We start from the raw sequence: 16,193 nt of genomic DNA on the forward strand, positions 1-16,193 counted from the left end.
GCGTCCTCGCCGCCCATGGCCAGCAGCTCGTCCACCGAGAGGGTGGTGGAGCAGAGGATGGTCTGGAAGGTGATGGTGTCGATGCCCTCAGCCCGCAGCTGACGCAGCGCGGCCAGCGAGATGCGGAAGGAGGCTGTGAGCCGTCCGACGCAGACGGTGAGGGTATTGCCGCTCTGGGTGCTGGTGTAGGAGATGCGCTGGCCGTCCTTGTCGGTGACAGTCAGGCCGGGGAGGGGAGAGGCGGGTGCGGACGGGGTGGCAGAGCCGCCGTCAGAAGAGGAAGAAGACTCCTCGGGGATAACAGGCTCAGGCTCTTCCGGCTCCACAGGACGGGGGATGGGGCTAGAGACCTGCTTGGTTTCGCCATTAGCGTCGGTGGCGGTGACTTTTGCGCCCGGGCCCAGCTTGTCCTTGATGGTGTCGAGGTCAAGCTCATGGCCGGCCCACGAGATGGCCTTGCCGTTGGGCCTACCGGCCTTGGCGGTCAGCTCGAGGCTGCCCGACAGATCGATGTCGTTGCTGTAGATGCCGTAGCCGCCGACTTTGCCGCCGTTGCCGCCAGCGGCGTTGACCGTACCGCCGGAGATGGTGACGCCGCCGCTGCGGATGCCGTCGCCGCCGTAGCCGTCTTTGCTGTCGCCGCCAGCGGCTTTGACCGTACCGCCGGAAATGGTGACGTCGCCGCTGTCGCTGCGGATGCCGTCGCCGCTCACATTGCCGCCGTTGCCGCCGTTGGCAGTGACCGTACTACCGCCGGAAATGGTGACGTCGCCGCTGTCGCTGCGGATGCCGTCGCCGCCGTAGTCGTCTTTGCCGTCGCCGCCGTTGGCAGTGACCGTACTACCGCCGGAGATGGTGACGCCGCCGCTGCTCCAGATGCCGTCGCCGCCGTCGCCGCCGCCGCCGCTGCCGCCGTTGGCAGTGACCGTACCGCCGGAGATGGTGAGGCTGCCGCTGCTATAGATGCCGTCTGCGCCGCTGCCGCCTTGGGCCGTCAGGCTGTCATTTTCGCCGCCGGAGATGGTGAGGCTGCCGCTGCTGGAGATGCCGCTGCTGTAGATGTCGCTCTTCAGCGCGTTGTCGCCATCCAGCTCGATATTGGTATTGCCCTCGCCAGTCACGCTCACGGCGGCTTCGCTCCGGCTGCTGGTGTCGATGTTCACATCCTTGAGTGTGACCTCTACCTTATCGTCCTTATCTTTGGCCTCGATGGTCACGGTGTTGGAAGAAGCTTTGTCCTTGTCACTATTTGTGATAACGGTGTTGGTGTCTTCCACCTCCGGATTCTCCCCTTGTGAGACCTTGTTCGTCCCTTCGGTCTCACCTGCTCTCACGGTGATGTCACCTTCTTCAATGTACCATTCCTTTGCAAAGGCCGGGGCGGTAAGGGTGGTGAGCATTGCGGCAGTCAGGATAAGCGCCGCTGCCCGCTGAGAGGCCGGACGGGGCGAATCGCTGCCCCCCGTATGGAGAGGCCGGCCCAGAACACGCATCGCAAGCTTACGATAAGACAGCATACAAAAACCTCCTTTGAATGGTGAAAATAAATGGTGAAAACAGAGAGCGTCTGACTGACCTGAATGTACCACATCTGGGGGAAAAAATCAAGAAAACCTGCGCGAATCGCCCTGTTTCCTGCGTGAACGAAGGAGTTCGGACAGATTTTGGCTCTCCCAAAGAACCTGTTTATCGCTGTGCGGCGGCTCTCGGGAGACGGGCTTGCCCTCTCAGTCTCGCTCCGCTCGCCAGCTCTCCCATAGGGAGAGCCATTGGCATGTCGGGCAACTCTGCGCTGACCGCTGGAAGCTCAATATGGCATAAAATATAGTGCCCTGCTACAGAGATTCACAACAGCTTGACAAAGTGCTCTTGTCCCGAAGCTGCTGCCCTCTGTAGCAGGGCACTACTGTTTCCGAAAAAATCAGACTTTGCTCGTCCCGCGTGGGCCTGACCGGCACGCCAGAGGCTCCCCCTTTGGGGGAGCTGGCACCGAAGGTGACTGAGAGGGCAAGGACGCCGACAAAGAGCTTTTCTGCGCCTTTTTGCTCAAAAAACCGACTAAAAATACATTTTATTGGACTTTTATTCTGCTATACTCCTGTCAGAACAAAAAGACACAGGAGGGAAGAGGAATGAAAGACGTAGAGCTGCGATATGTGGGCGGTCATGTGGAGGTGTACACGGAGGCGGGGGCGTTCCTGTTCTCGGCGGACACCCTGCGGGAGGCGATGGAAGAGCTGGACGCCGCCTGACGCATTCCCGGGAATACCGGGCGGCGGGGTTAGAAAACACTAACGTAAAATCGAAGTAAAATCAAAGAAAAGAACAGTGCAAAAGAGGGCGGGAATTTTAAAATTCCAGTCAAAAAGGTGATTTTCCTGTAAAATAATGCTTGTTGAGCCGGGGGGTTCGATGATATAATAAAAAGGACGGCGTTTTGCATACGGAGAGCTGGGCGAAGCCGTCTTGTGCAATGGAGCAATAGGAAGATTTTAGGAGCATTGTTTTATGGACATTACACACATCACCTCTCTGCTGGGCGGTATTGCGCTGTTCCTGTATGGTATGTCGATCATGGGCGCCGGCCTTGAGAAGCTGGCCGGCGGCAAGATGCAGGGCGTATTACAGAAGCTGACCTCCTCCACCATCAAGGGCGTTATTTTCGGTACGCTCATCACCGGCGTGATCCAGTCGTCCGCCGGTACGGTCGTCATCTGTGTCGGCCTTGTCAACTCCGGCATCATGACCCTTACGCAGTCGGTAGGCGTTATCATGGGTGCAAACATTGGTACGACGGTCACGGGCCAGCTCATCCGCATGGCGGATATTTCGGGCGACAGCCTCATCCTGACCCTCATCCAGCCCAAGACGTTTGCGCCGGTGGTGGCGTTTATCGGCTGCATTTTTTATGTCTTCATCCGCAGTGCGAAAAAGAAGAACATCGGCCAGATCATGCTGGGCTTCGGCATCCTGTTCACCGGCATGAGCCTGATGGACACCGGCGTGTCCCCTCTGCGGGAGAGCGCCATGTTTCAGGAGCTGTTCGTCACCATGACCAACCCCATCCTCGGCGTTCTCGTGGGTGTGGTGGTCACGGTCATCATCCAGTCGTCCTCGGCGTCGGTGGGTATCCTGCAGGCTCTGTCCAGCACCGGCCTCGTCACCTTCAGTTCGGCCATCCCCATCGTGCTGGGTGCCCACATCGGCACTGCGTTCACCCCGCTGTTGACCATCGGCGGCTCCTCCAAGGACGGCAAGCGCGCCGCCCTCATCCACCTGTACTTCAACATCATCGGCAGCGTCATCCTGCTGGCGCTGGTCTATGCGCTCCAGTTCACCATCGGCATCCCCATGTGGGGCGATGTAATGAACAAGAGCAGCATCGCAAACATCCACACCATGACCAGCGTCATTGCGATGCTGTTCTTCCTGCCCTGCAGCGGTGTGCTGTCCAAGCTGGCCATGATGACCGTGCCCAGCAGCGCCGAGGAGGCGCAGGAGATGAGTATGCCTGTGCTGGATGAGCGTCTGTTCAAGAGCCCGGCCGTGGCTTTGCAGCAGGCCAAGAATGCCGTCGTCAAGATGTCCCGCCGTGCGGCCCGCAACGTCGGTCTTTCCACCCCGCTGCTGCTCAAGATGGACGAGGACGTGGTGAGCGCCATTGATGTCCGCGAGAACCTCATCGACCGGATGGAGGTCGAGATCTCCAACTACCTCATCAAGCTGGCCGATCAGGAGCTGGGCGACGCGGAGAGCCACGAGGTGACAGAGCTGCTCAACTTCGTCACCGAGTGTGAGCGCATCGGCGACTACGCCGTGAACATCAAGGAAAAGGCACAGGAACTGGCCGATAAGGAAGTTGCCTTCAGCGAGATGGCCCAGCAGGAGCTGAAGCTTCTGGACAAGGCGCTGGAAAAGATCCTGACCCTTACGGCGGATGCATTCGAGGCGGACGACGGCCGGATGGCCAGTCAGGTGGAGCCGCTGGAGCAGGTCATCGACATCCTTGTGGAGAAGCTCCGCGCCCAGCACATCAAGCGCCTGAAAGACGGCATCTGCTCCATCGATACCGGTGTCGTCTTCCTCGATGTGCTGAACAACGCCGAGCGCATCTCCGACCACTGCTCCAACATTGCCGCCCGTCTGGTGGGCATGGAGGCAGGCGAGGACTACGACTCCCACACCCTCAAGAATATGATGCACCACAACCCCACCAAGGAATATATGCTCAACTACGAGCAGTGCCGCAAGGATTATCTCCTTCCGCTGGAACAGCTCGAAGCCTGATGAAAGACGCAAAAAGCCTGACCGTCCGCAAGCGGTCAGGCTTTTTGCTTATCCGCCGAGGTCCTCCAGCTGCGCCCGCAGGGCGGTCTCCCCGGAGACGTAGAAGCCCTGCTTGAGCCGGACGGCGTCGGCCTCGGGCAGAAGGTTGACGTAGATGCCGGTGCGCAGGAGGCGCTTGTCGGGCAGGCCGTTCTCCGTGCAGGTGTAGACCACCACCCGTCCGCCCTCGTCGCAGAGGTAAAAATCCGTGCTGCCCTGCCCGGCGCGGCCCTGTGCAGCCAGCCCCGGCTCGGAGGCAGGCGTTTCTGTGCCTGAGTCGGCAGGGAAGGGGAGCTTGGGCAGGGCCATCCAGAACAGGCTGAACACGATGGTGAAGATGCAGACGGCATAAAAAACGCAGAGCCAGACCTTGCGCATGGCAGTGGACTCCTTTCGGGGCAGAATGATGTTTCAGACGGTAGTATGTGCAAAAAACAACAGCCTCAGACAGAAGCGCAGAATTTTCACACCCGGGTGCTGTACTTTGGCGGGGCAGATGTGCTATACTAATATCGTATCCGGTCGATTTGCCCCTTGCAGAAGAGGATGGCGAGGACTATAATGTATTATTATGGCTGCGGGCGGACTCGTCCGCAGCAGGATGAACAGCGAACAGCACCCTTCGGCGGTGCTTTGATGCGAAAATTGCGATAGGAGGGGATCCTTATCTCAAACAACGAAAGACGAAAGATCCGCAGCAACGGTGCTCTCCGGGAGAGACGCCCCGCCGAGGAGACGCCCCGCCGCAGCCGTGCGCCGCGGGAGCCGGAGGAAAAGAGCGGCCACCCCGTCCTGCGGTTTCTGGGCCGCACCCTCGTCACCCTCGTCTGTCTGGGCATCATGGCAGGCAGTCTGGCGGCGGTGGGCGCAGTCTACTATGTGGTGCAGGTCACGGCCAACGACGGCGACCTGCTGGACCTCGACAACATCGAGCTGAGCCAGTCGAGCCTTGTGGTGGCCACCGACCCGGACACCGGTGCACAGGTGGAGTACGCCACCCTGCGCTCCTCTAACAGCCACCGCGTCTGGGCCGACCTCGAGCAGATCCCGACCAACCTACAGTATGCATTCATCTGCACCGAGGATAAGGACTTCTACACCGAGCCGGGCGTCAACTTCAAGCGCACCATCGGCGCGATGATCAACGAGTACCTGCTGCCCATCTACAGCTCCAAGCAGGGTGCCTCCACGCTGGAGCAGCAGCTCATCAAGAACCTGACCAGCGACAAGAGCGCCAGCGGCATCGAGGGCGCACTGCGTAAGCTGCGTGAGATCTACCGCGCCCTCATCCTGAGCCGCAGCTATTCCAAGGAGACCATTCTGGAAGCGTATCTCAACACCATCAGCTTCACGGGCACCATTCAGGGCGTCCAGACGGCGGCCAACGAGTACTTCAACAAGGATGTCAGCCAGCTGACCCTCTGGGAGTGCGCGTCCATCGCTTCCATCACCAAGAATCCGACCAACTACAACCCCTACACCAACCCCGAAAACCTCATCCACCGCCGCAACTTCCTGCTCTACAATATGTGGCAGCAGGGCGTCATCTCGGAGGATGATTACCGCAACGCAGCGGCGCAGCCGCTGGTGCTGGCGGAGGAGGATGGCAGCAAGAAGAGCAGCTCCACCACCTCCTACTTCACCGACGCCCTCTTCAACGAGGTGGTGAAGGACATCATGGCCAAGGAGGGCGTGGACGAATCCACCGCCCAGAGTATGCTCTACACCGGCGGCTACACCATCGAGGCCACCGTGAACCCCAAGCTCCAGACCGCGATGGAGAATCTGATGCTCAACGCCGACGATGCCTACTTCCCGGCCGGCTGGCATGAGGAAGAAGTGACCAGCATCTCGGACGACGATGTGCAGGTGTACAACGAGGACGGCACCCCTAAGACCCGCACCGGCGAGGACGGCACGGTCTACTACTACCGCAATGTCCGCACACAGGCTGCGATGGTCACGCTGGACTACGACGGCAATGTGCTGGCCATGGTGGGCGGTCTGGGCGAAAAGACCAAGAGCCTCTCTCTGAACCGCGCTTACGGCGTCACCCGGCAGACCGGCTCCACCATCAAGCCCATCGGTGCGTATGCGCTGGGCATCGAGTATGGTCTGGTCAACTGGTCCACCATGCTCAACAACTCGCCCCTCTACCTCAAACAGGATATGGTCATCCGCGACGAGGACTACTGCCGGAAGAACGGCCTGATGGGCCTGACCGACAAGCAGCTGAAAGCCTATCCCAACGCATGGCGCAGCTGGCCCCGCAACTACGGCGGCAACTACGGTGACAACTCCGACCTGCCGCTCTGGAACGGCCTTGCCCGCTCGCTGAACACCATCGCCATCCGGGTGGGCGACCTCGTGGGTGCAAGCAACATCTTCAACTTCGTCTACAATACCTTGCAGCTCAATACGCTGGACCCGGTCAACGACGTGGGCCTTGCGCAGATGGTCATGGGCAGCCAGACCCACGGCGTCACCCCGATGGCGTTGGCGGCGGCGTTCCAGATCTTCTATGACGGCGAGTACACCACGCCCCATCTCTACACCCGCGTCCTCGACCGCGACGGCAACATCTATATGGAGAGCAACGACACCAGCTATCAGGCCCTGACCCCCCAGACGGCTTATGTCATGAACCGCCTGCTCAAGAACGTCCTGTTCTCCAGCGTTGGCACGGCCAGCGGCCGCTACCCCAACTCCAACGGTATGGAGGCCTTCGGCAAGACCGGTACGGCCAGCGACGAGAAGGACCTGTGGTTCGTGGGCGGCACGCCCTACTACGTCACCGCCGTGTGGTGGGGCTATGACGCGCCCTACGACATGACCAAGACCCTCGGCAAGCAGCAGGCTAAGACCCGCACCTGCGTCATGGCATGGAAGGCCCTGATGGAGCAGGTGCAGGCAGACCTGCCCTATAAGGCATTCCCGACGGCAGACGGCGTCGTGGAGCGCAGCTACTGCACCCAGAGCGGACTGCTGGCCAGCGGCTCCTGCCCCAGCACCGCAGTGGGCTACTACCGCGCCGACGACCTGCCCGATGTCTGCAACTACTCCCACGGTCAGGCCGCTGTGTCCAGCGCCCCCCTCACGTCGGAGCCGGATACCACCAGCCTCGACACCGACTGAGCGAAAAAACTCATACTTTTGCGGCATCGGATAGCAATTCCGGTGCGCTGAGAGGGCACTTCACGGCACAAAACTGGATAATCTGACAAAATAGCATCCGACCCCTTGCAATGCGGGGAGTCGGATGCTATTATATTTTCTGCAAGAACACTTGTGTTTGTGAGGTGAACAAGTTGGAACGCCGTTTTTATCTGGTGGACGCGCAGGTGCTGCCGGAAGTCTTTCTCAAAGTCGTCCGCGCCAAGGAGCTTCTGGCCAGCGGGGAGGCGCGCAGCATCTCGGCTGCGACCCGCAGCGTGGACCTGTCGCGCAGCGCATTTTATAAATATAAGGACTGCATCTTCGACTCGGAGAATGGCCGCGAGGTCATCACCGTCATGGCGACCCTGCGGGACGAGACGGGCGCGCTGCAGAGCCTTCTGGCCGGCATCAGCGCCGCCGGTGCCAGCATCGTGACCATCAACCAGTCTACCCCGGAGAACGGTGCGGCGCTGGTGGCTGTCACCATCCGCACCGACACCATGCAGATGACCCCCGAGGAGCTGACCGAAAAGCTTTCGCGTCAGCGGATGGTCGTGGGCGTACACTGCGGATACAATCTGTGAGAGCATATTGATAGAAAACAGGAACGAGGGCTGTATCATGGCAAAAATCGCGATCTTGGGCTTTGGCACGGTGGGCAGTGGCGTGTACGAGGTGCTCTGCCGCAACGCCGCAGGCGTCTCCCGCCGCGCAGGCGAGCCGGTGGAGGTCAAGTACATCCTTGACCCCAAGGATTTCTCGGCTCATCCGGCTGCACAGCTGTTTATTAAGAACTTCGATACCATTCTGGAAGACCCGGAGGTGAAGGTCGTCGTCGAGACCATCGGCGGCACCCGCTTCGCCTACCCCTACGTCAAGGCCTGCCTCGAGAGCGGCCGGAGCGTCTGCACCTCCAACAAGGAGATGGTGGCCACCTACGGCGCAGAGCTGCTGGCTCTGGCCAAGGCCCACGGCTGCGCCTTCCTCTTCGAGGCCTCTGTGGGCGGCGGCACCCCCATCATCACCCCGATGCATCAGTGCCTCGCGGCCAATGTCATCACTGAGGTGGAGGGCATCGTCAACGGCACCACCAATTTCATGCTCACCAAGATGGTGCGGGAGAATCTGGGCTTCGACGAGGCACTGAAGATCGCGCAGGAGCTGGGTTACGCCGAGACGAAGGACCCCGGCGATGATGTGGATGGCCGCGACGCCTGCCGCAAGATCGCCATCCTGTCCTCGCTGGTCTGCGGCCATCAGATCTATCCCCAGAACATCCCCACCCGCGGCATCCGGGACATCACGGCGGGCGATGTGGCGGCAGCGGAAAAGCTGGGCTGCGTCATCAAGCTCATCGCATGGATGAAGCGGGGCGAGGACGGCAGCGTGGCTGCGGGCGTCGAGCCCTGCCTCGTGCCGAAGGTGAACCAGCTGGCCGGCGTGGACGACGTCTTCAACGCCGTCCTCGTGAAGGGCGATATGCTGGGCGATGTGGTCTTTTACGGCAAGGGCGCAGGCAAGCTGCCCACCGCCAGCGCCGTGGTGGCCGACGTGGTGAACGCCCTCAAGAACGGCTCCAAGGTCCACGACAGCCTGTTCTGGCAGCCCGCCGAGCCGGTGGAAGGGATGCTCACCGACCCCGCGCCCGCCGCATACTATGTGCGTGTGGAGGGCATCGCCCCGGCCGTGGCCGAGGCCATCTATGGCAAGGGCCATGTGGTGGATGAGCACTTCGACGGCTGTGCCTACTTCGTGGACAGCGCCGACGGCAAGGCTCTGGCCGAAGCGGCCCGGAAGGTGGAGGCCGTGGGCGGCAGCGTGAAGCTGGTGCTCCGCCGTCTGCCCGAGGAAGTCTGAGCGGAAGAGGAGAGGGAACTGCTATGAAGATCAAAGTTTCCGTCCCGGCGACCAGCGCCAACATCGGCTCCGGCTTCGATGCACTGGGCCTCGCGGTGACGCTGTACAACACGGTGACATTTGAAGAGAGCGACCATCTGGACATCTCGGCGGCGGACGGCACCCGTATCCCCCGGGGCGAGAGCAATCTGGTCTATCGCTCGGCCAAGGGCCTGTTCGACAAGGTGGGCAAGACCATGCCGCCCCTCAAGCTCGTCCAGACCAACGCCATCCCCATGGCCCGGGGCCTCGGCTCGTCCTCGGCCTGCATCATCGCGGGCCTGCTGGGCGCGAACCGGATGCTGGGCGATGTGCTCAACACGCAGGAGCTGCTGACGCTGGCCACCTCCATCGAGGGCCACCCCGATAACGTGGCACCGGCCCTTCTGGGCGGCCTGACCAGCAGCGTCTTCGAGGACGGCGTGGTCTACTCCGTCAAGCGGGACGTGGACGAGAGCCTCTGCTTCGCGGCCATCGTGCCCGACTACAAGCTGCTGACCGAGGCCGCCCGTGCGGCCCTGCCGAAAGAGGTCACTCACAAGGATGCGGTGTATAACCTGTCCCGTGCAGCCCTCATTCCGGCGGCGTTCTGTGAGGGACGCCACGACCTGCTGGCCATCGCCACCGAAGATAAGCTCCACCAGCCCTACCGGATGCCCCTGATGCCCGGCTCGAAGGAAGTCTTCGACATGGCGCGGCTCTGCGGCGCAAAGGCGGTATACGTCTCGGGCGCGGGCAGCACCGTGATGGCGGTGGCAGAGAAGGCCAGCGCCGAAAAATTCTACTCCAAGCTGGAAAAAGGCCTCGAGCTGCTGGAGGGCTTGGACGGATGTGAAGCATTTACACTGCTGCGGCTGGATGCCGACAACACCGGTGCGACAGTGGAATGATAGACAGGGAGAGGAAGTGCAAGACCGCTTCCGCCCGGTGTACCCCTCAGACACTGAGGGAGCAAAAAGAGGAGAGTGACAAGATATGGCGTTGATCGTACAGAAGTTCGGCGGTTCTTCGGTGAAGGACCGGGACCGTATCTTCAACGTGGCCCGCATCGTGGCCAACACCCACAACGCGGGAAATGACGTGGTCGTGGTGGTGTCCGCACAGGGCGACACCACCGATGACCTTATCGCAAAGGCAGCAGAGATCACCCACAACCCTTCTGCCCGTGAGATGGATATGCTGCTGGCCGCAGGCGAAGAGATCAGCATCTCCCTGCTGGCCATGGCCCTGAACGAGCTGGGCTGCCACGCTACCAGCCTGACCGGCTGGCAGGCGGGTTTCCGCACCGACCGTGCCTACACCAAGGCCCGCATCACCAAGCTGGAGACCGAGCGCATCTCTTCGGAGCTGGAGCGCAACCGCGTCGTCGTCGTGGCAGGCTTCCAGGGACTGAACAAGCTGGACGACATCACCACGCTGGGCCGTGGCGGCTCGGACACCAGCGCCGTCGCCATCGCGGCAGCCCTGCACGCCGACCGCTGCCAGATCTTCACGGATGTGGAGGGCGTTTACACGGCCGACCCCCGCAAGGTGCGCAACACCCGCAAGCTGGACGAGATCACCTTCGACGAGATGCTGGAGCTGGCCTCCCTCGGCGCACAGGTGCTCAACAACCGCAGCGTGGAGCTGGCCAAGAAGTATAATGTGGAGCTGGAGGTCCTCTCCAGCCTGAACCCCGTGCCCGGCACGGTCGTCAAGGAGGTTGTAAAAGACGTGGAAGGTATGCTGATCAAGGGTGTCGCAAAGGACACCGACGTTGCTGTTATCACTATCCTGAATGTTCCCGATGAGCCGGGCACCAGCTTCAAGATCTTCGGTCTGCTGGCCCAGAAGAACATCAATGTGGACATCATCCTGCAGTCCACCGGCCGCGATGGCAAGAAGGACATCAGCTTCACCTGTGCTGAGAGCGAGGCGGAGACTGCGATGCGCGTCCTGCGCGAGGGCGCACACTTCGATCAGATCACCTGCGACGAGACCTGCGCCAAGGTGTCCATCGTGGGTGCCGGTATGCAGAGCCACAGCGGCGTGGCCTCCAAGATGTTCGAGGCCATGTCCAACAACAACATCAACATCAAGATGATCTCCACCAGCGAGATCAAGATCTCCTGCATCATCGACCGCGAGGACGCCGATAAGGCAGTCAGCGCCATCCACGATATGCTGTTCGAGTAAAAAAGGCTATAGAAGCCGCCGTGCCGTGCGCTCTGCGCCGGTGCGGCGGCTTTTTTGCGTACACAATTTTTTTACAGGGCCTGCCGTTTACACCCGGAGAAAAGGGGTGTATAATGTAATTATCTGCCTGCACCCCGGGCGAACGCCGAACAAGAGGAAGGAAGCTGCATCATGGAGCAAAATCGACCCGAACCCCGCCGCACGCTGCCGCCGGCCCAGCGCCGCCGGAGACACCGCATCCGCCTCGTGCGCAACTGGACGGTCTTTCTGCTCAGCTGCGGCGCGATGATGGCCGTGATGACCGGCGGCATCCTCTGGCTGCTGCCGAAGGCCTACGCCCTCATCGCGCCGCCGACGGCTTTCGAGGCCCGGGAGTATACCGGCGGCGCAGAGACGGACCTCTCCGACGCCCGTCTTGTGCTGGTGAATGGGAACCTGCCCCTGACGGAAGAGCCGACGCCGGAGCTTGCCGTGGCCGACGAGGCCACCGGCGTTTCGCTGGAGGCCGAGGCCGCCGCAGCTTACCGCCAGATGGCGGAGGCTGCGCGGCAGGATGAGATCGAGCTGGTGCTGACGGCGGGTCATCAGGACGCCGCCGCCCGCCAGAGCGCCTATGAGGCCGCAGTCCAGAGCTACCGGGAGGCCGGAAGCAAGGAAGAGGCCGCTGCCGCCAAGGCCGCCACCGTCCAGCCTGCGCCGGAGGCCAGCGAGTACGCCACCGGCTACGCCGCCGACATCCTCGCAGCGGACAGCCTTGAGGAGAACACCGGCTTCGCCGACACCCGCGCCTACGAGTGGCTGGAGGCCTATGCGGCCGAGTACGGCTTCATCCTGCGCTGGCCGCAGGAGCGTCAGGCCGCCACCGGCATGGTGTTCGAGCCGTGGCACTGGCGGTATGTGGGCAGGGACAACGCCCTCGCCATCCGTGCCTCGGGCCTCTCGCTGGAAGAGTATCTGGCGCTGGAACAAACGAAATAACACAAAAGGACGATAGAACATTGAAACGAACCCAGATCGCGCCCGGCGTCCATCTCTCGTATGACGCCGCGCAGAAATTCAACCGCTGCCGCATCAGCATCCACTTTGCGTTCCCGGCCCGCCGCGAAACGGCCACGGCCCACGCACTGCTGCCGCTGGTGATGGAGCGGGGCTATGCCGACTGCCCCGATATGACCCAGCTGACCAAGAAGCTGGCCCGCCTCTATGGTGCCGACCTGACGGTGGACGCCCGCCCGATGGGATGCAGCCACAACCTATGCGTCAGCATCACCGGCATCAAGGACCAGTTCGCGCTGGAAGGGGAGAAGCTGACGCAGGAGTACGCCGCACTGGCGCTGGGCACAGCCTTCCACCCCTATTTCGTGGGCGGAACCTTCGACCCCGAGGCCGTGGGCATCGAGAAACAGATGCTGAAAAAGGCGCTGGAAGACGAAGTGAACGACAAACGGCTCTACTGCCAGCGGCAGGCCAACCGAGAATTTTTCGGCGACAGCCCCGCCGGTGTCCGGCAGGAGGGCTACCTGGAAGAAGTGGACGGCCTGACGCCTGAGATGCTGACCGAGGCTTATGACGAGATGCTCCGGACGGCGAACATCGAGCTGATCGTGCTGGGCTGTGACGAGGCCAGCACCGCCGCTGTGCAGGACGCCCTGCTGGCCGAGCTTTCGGCCCTCGACCGCGGCCCGCTGCCCCGGGCGGAGAACATCGCCATGCCCCGGCGGGAGCCGGTGCGCCGGGTGGAGCACTTCGACACCACGCAGGCCAAGCTCTGTATGCTCTTCACGCTGGGCCAGCCCATGCAGCCCGGCCAGCTGGCCGCAGTCCGGCTGGCGATGGCTCTCTACGGCGGCAGCGTCACCAGCCGCCTCTTCCTGAACGTCCGGGAGCGGGATCACCTGTGCTATTACTGCTCGTCCTCCTTCCAGAGCTTTACGGGCAGTATGGCCGTCAACAGCGGTGTTGAGCACGCGGACGCGGCCCGGGCCGAGGCAGCCGTGCTCAAAGAGCTGAAAGACCTCTGCGACGGCCCCATCACCGACGAGGAGCTGGAAGACTGCCGCCGGGGCCTGCTGGCCGGGATGAACGGCCTTGAGGACACGCTGGGCGGCATCGAGACGTGGTACTATATGGAGGTGCTGCGGGGCGGCCCGGTGCAGACGCCGGACGACGCCCGCCGCGCCCTGCTGGCCGTGACCAAGGAAGAGGTGCGGGACATCCTCCGGCAGTTCACCCTGTCGGTGAGCTGCCTGCTGACGAGAGAGGAGGGAGACGAGAATGGCTGAGAACACCCAGAGCGTGCTGGAACGCACCGCCGCAGACCAGTGGCAGACCCTGCCCTCGGGGCTGACCGTCCTCGTCCGCCCCATGCCGGGCTACTCCGGCACCCATGTCATCTATGCAACCCGCTTCGGCTCCATCGACCGGGACTTCCGGCTGGGGGAGCGGGAGGTACATCTGCCCGCCGGCGTGGCCCATTTCCTCGAGCACAAGATGTTTGAGGACGAGGACGGCGACGCCTTTGCAAAGTTTGCCAAGACCGGCGCCAACGCCAATGCCTTCACCGCCTTCGACCGCACCTGCTATCTCTTTACGGCCACAGAACAGCTGGACGAGAGCCTCGACGTGCTGCTGGGCATGGTGGGACGCCCCTACTTTACCGAGCAGACCATCGCCAAGGAGCAGGGCATCATCGGGCAGGAGATCAAAATGTACGATGACAGCCCTGACTGGCGGCTCATCACCGGCCTGTGCGAGTGCCTGTACCACAGCCACCCCATCCGCAGCGACATTGCGGGCACGGTGGAGAGCATTGCCGAGATAACCCCCGGTATGCTCTACGACTGCTGCAGGGCTTTCTATGCCCCGGGCAATATGGTGCTGGCCGCAGCGGGCAACACCAGCATGGAGCAGATCCTCGCGGCCTGTGCCCGCCACGGCCTGATGGACGAGCGCCCGGCGGAAAAGGTGGAGCGGCTGCTCCGCTCCGAACCCATGACGCTGGCGGCGGCGGAAAAGACCATCGCCATGCCCATCGCCAAACCCTGCTTCGGTCTGGGCTTCAAGGAAGAGCCGCTGCCCTTCGGCGACCTGCGCAGCGAGATGCTGTACGAGCTTATCCTCTGCTGCATCTGCGGCGGGATGTCGCCGCTCTACCGCCGCCTCTACGACGAGGGCCTGACCAACCCGGGCTTCGGCGGCGAGGTGCTGCGGGTGGAGGGGTGCTGCTGCATCCTCTTCACCGGCGAGAGCGACGCCCCCGACACCGTCCGCCAGCTTCTGCTGGACGAGATCGAGCGGGTGCGGCGCGAGGGGGTTGACCGGGAGATCTTCACCCTCTGCAAGAACGAAAAATACGGCCAGCTCATCGAAAATCTGGAAAATGTCGAGGATTCGGCCAGCCAGATGGCGGATTTCGCGCTGGCAGGCCAGACTGTGGCCCAGCAGATCACCATGCTGGCGGGCCTGACGGCAGAGGATGCCGACGCGGCCCTGCAGCACATCCTCCGCCCGGAGCGGATGGCCATGATGCGCATCGAGCCGGACGGCACGGTCGGCGATGAGGAAGAAGAGGAGACAGAAGAATGACGAATCTGGTACAGTTCCCGGGCCTTGGCCTCAGCTTTGAGCTGGATCGTGTGGCCTTCAGCATCGGCGGGGCCGATATTTATTGGTACGGCGTCTGCATCGCCTTCGGCCTCTGCCTTGCGCTGGTGTTCGCGTTCCGCCGCTGCACCGAGTTCGGCATCGACGCCGACGCGATGGTGGACGTCATCCTCGTCGGCGTGGTGCTGGGCATCGCCAGCGCCCGCCTGTATTATGTGGCGATGGCACCTTATAATTATGATACCATCTGGGATGTGCTGGCTGTCCGGGATGGCGGTCTGGCCATCTACGGTGGCATCATCGGTGCTTTCGTGTTCGGTGGTCTGGCCTGCAAGTGGCGGGGCGTGCCGGTGCTGCCCATGTTCGACCTCGCCGGCATGGGCTTTCTCATCGGACAGGGCTGCGGCCGCTGGGGCAACTTCTTCAATCAGGAGGCCTTCGGCTGCAACACCACCCTGCCGTGGGGAATGTTCAGTGAGGCGACGGAGGAATACCTGATGGGCAGCACCGTCACGGTGCCCAAGGGCGTCACCATCGACCCCACGATGCCCGTCCACCCCACCTTCCTCTACGAGAGCATCTGGTGCTTCGTGGGTCTGGCCCTGCTGACGGCGTACATCAAGAAGCGGAAGTTCAACGGCGACATCGCCCTGCGCTATCTCATCTGGTACGGCGCAGGCCGCTTCTGGATCGAGGGCCTCCGCACCGACAGCCTGCTGCTGGTGCCGTCGCTGGGCCTGCGTGCCTCCCAGCTGGTGGCGGCGGCGGCCGTCGTGGGCGGTGTGGCGCTGGAGATCTTCCTGACCCGGAAGTATAAAGGCAAGCCGCTCATGGTGACGCTGGCCCTGACGGCGGAGAACCGCACCCTTCTGGCAAAGGTGCACAAAGCGCAGCCGGAGCTTGTCCTTGAGCGGGAGGAGCTGGTGGCGTCCAGCCCCCGCAAGCTTTTCATCGAGCGCACCAACGCATATAACGAGCGGGTGAAGCAGATGCTGAAGGAGAAGCTGGCGGAGAAAAACTGAAAATATTTCCGCAAA

12 protein-coding genes are annotated in these 16,193 nt (G+C 62.2%); 10 read left to right on the forward strand and 2 right to left on the reverse strand.

The window, feature by feature from the left end; translation table 11 throughout:
- The coding region (locus tag LKD23_RS07600; protein ID WP_227621127.1) for a hypothetical protein at positions 1 to 1,517 on the reverse strand (1,517 nt) is incomplete at its 3' end.
- Positions 1,518 to 2,508: 991 nt separating this feature from the next.
- Between LKD23_RS07600 and LKD23_RS07605 the strand changes: the two genes are divergently transcribed.
- Complete coding sequence (locus tag LKD23_RS07605; RefSeq protein ID WP_227621128.1) at positions 2,509 to 4,287, forward strand: Na/Pi cotransporter family protein; 1,779 nt, start codon at positions 2,509 to 2,511, stop codon at positions 4,285 to 4,287.
- A 48-nt stretch (positions 4,288 to 4,335) separates the two neighbouring features.
- On the opposite strand, the gene LKD23_RS07610 is transcribed toward LKD23_RS07605, so the two are convergent.
- Entirely contained in the window at positions 4,336 to 4,704 is a 369-nt protein-coding gene (locus LKD23_RS07610; protein ID WP_227621129.1) for a hypothetical protein, read from the reverse strand.
- 462 nt (positions 4,705 to 5,166) lie between these two features.
- On the opposite strand from LKD23_RS07610, the gene LKD23_RS07615 reads away from it, so the two are divergent.
- The 9 genes from LKD23_RS07615 to lgt all read left to right on the forward strand — a co-directional run bounded on the left by LKD23_RS07615 (position 5,167) and on the right by lgt (position 16,178).
- On the forward strand, positions 5,167 to 7,461 hold the full coding sequence (locus LKD23_RS07615; protein ID WP_227621130.1) for a transglycosylase domain-containing protein: 2,295 nt from the start codon (positions 5,167 to 5,169) through the stop codon (positions 7,459 to 7,461).
- Between the two features lie 164 nt (positions 7,462 to 7,625).
- Positions 7,626 to 8,066 (forward strand): ACT domain-containing protein, encoded by a 441-nt coding sequence (locus LKD23_RS07620; RefSeq protein ID WP_112114976.1) that lies wholly within the window; start codon positions 7,626 to 7,628, stop codon positions 8,064 to 8,066.
- A gap of 37 nt (positions 8,067 to 8,103) precedes the next feature.
- Positions 8,104 to 9,339 (forward strand): homoserine dehydrogenase, encoded by a 1,236-nt coding sequence (locus LKD23_RS07625; RefSeq protein WP_227621131.1) that lies wholly within the window; start codon positions 8,104 to 8,106, stop codon positions 9,337 to 9,339.
- 23 nt (positions 9,340 to 9,362) lie between these two features.
- Positions 9,363 to 10,268, forward strand: a complete 906-nt coding sequence (gene thrB, locus LKD23_RS07630; RefSeq protein WP_227621132.1) for a homoserine kinase — start codon at positions 9,363 to 9,365, stop codon at positions 10,266 to 10,268.
- Positions 10,269 to 10,353: 85 nt separating this feature from the next.
- Complete coding sequence (locus LKD23_RS07635; protein WP_227621133.1) at positions 10,354 to 11,553, forward strand: aspartate kinase; 1,200 nt, start codon at positions 10,354 to 10,356, stop codon at positions 11,551 to 11,553.
- A 171-nt stretch (positions 11,554 to 11,724) separates the two neighbouring features.
- Entirely contained in the window at positions 11,725 to 12,531 is an 807-nt protein-coding gene (locus tag LKD23_RS07640) for a M15 family metallopeptidase (protein WP_227621134.1), read from the forward strand.
- Between the two features lie 20 nt (positions 12,532 to 12,551).
- Positions 12,552 to 13,835, forward strand: a complete 1,284-nt coding sequence (locus tag LKD23_RS07645; RefSeq protein WP_227621135.1) for a M16 family metallopeptidase — start codon at positions 12,552 to 12,554, stop codon at positions 13,833 to 13,835.
- A complete protein-coding gene (gene yfmH, locus LKD23_RS07650) occupies positions 13,828 to 15,138 on the forward strand; it encodes an EF-P 5-aminopentanol modification-associated protein YfmH (protein WP_227621136.1) in 1,311 nt (436 codons plus the stop codon). Before LKD23_RS07645 ends, yfmH begins: the two co-directional genes overlap by 8 nt.
- Positions 15,135 to 16,178, forward strand: coding sequence for a prolipoprotein diacylglyceryl transferase (lgt, locus tag LKD23_RS07655; RefSeq protein WP_227621137.1), 1,044 nt, complete (start codon positions 15,135 to 15,137; stop codon positions 16,176 to 16,178). The genes yfmH and lgt overlap by 4 nt, the downstream gene beginning before the upstream one ends.
- The last annotated feature ends 15 nt before the right edge of the window (positions 16,179 to 16,193 follow it).

It is taken from the genome of Faecalibacterium butyricigenerans (assembly GCF_020687345.1).
In the GTDB taxonomy this organism is placed as follows: Bacteria; Bacillota; Clostridia; order Oscillospirales; family Ruminococcaceae; genus Faecalibacterium; species Faecalibacterium butyricigenerans.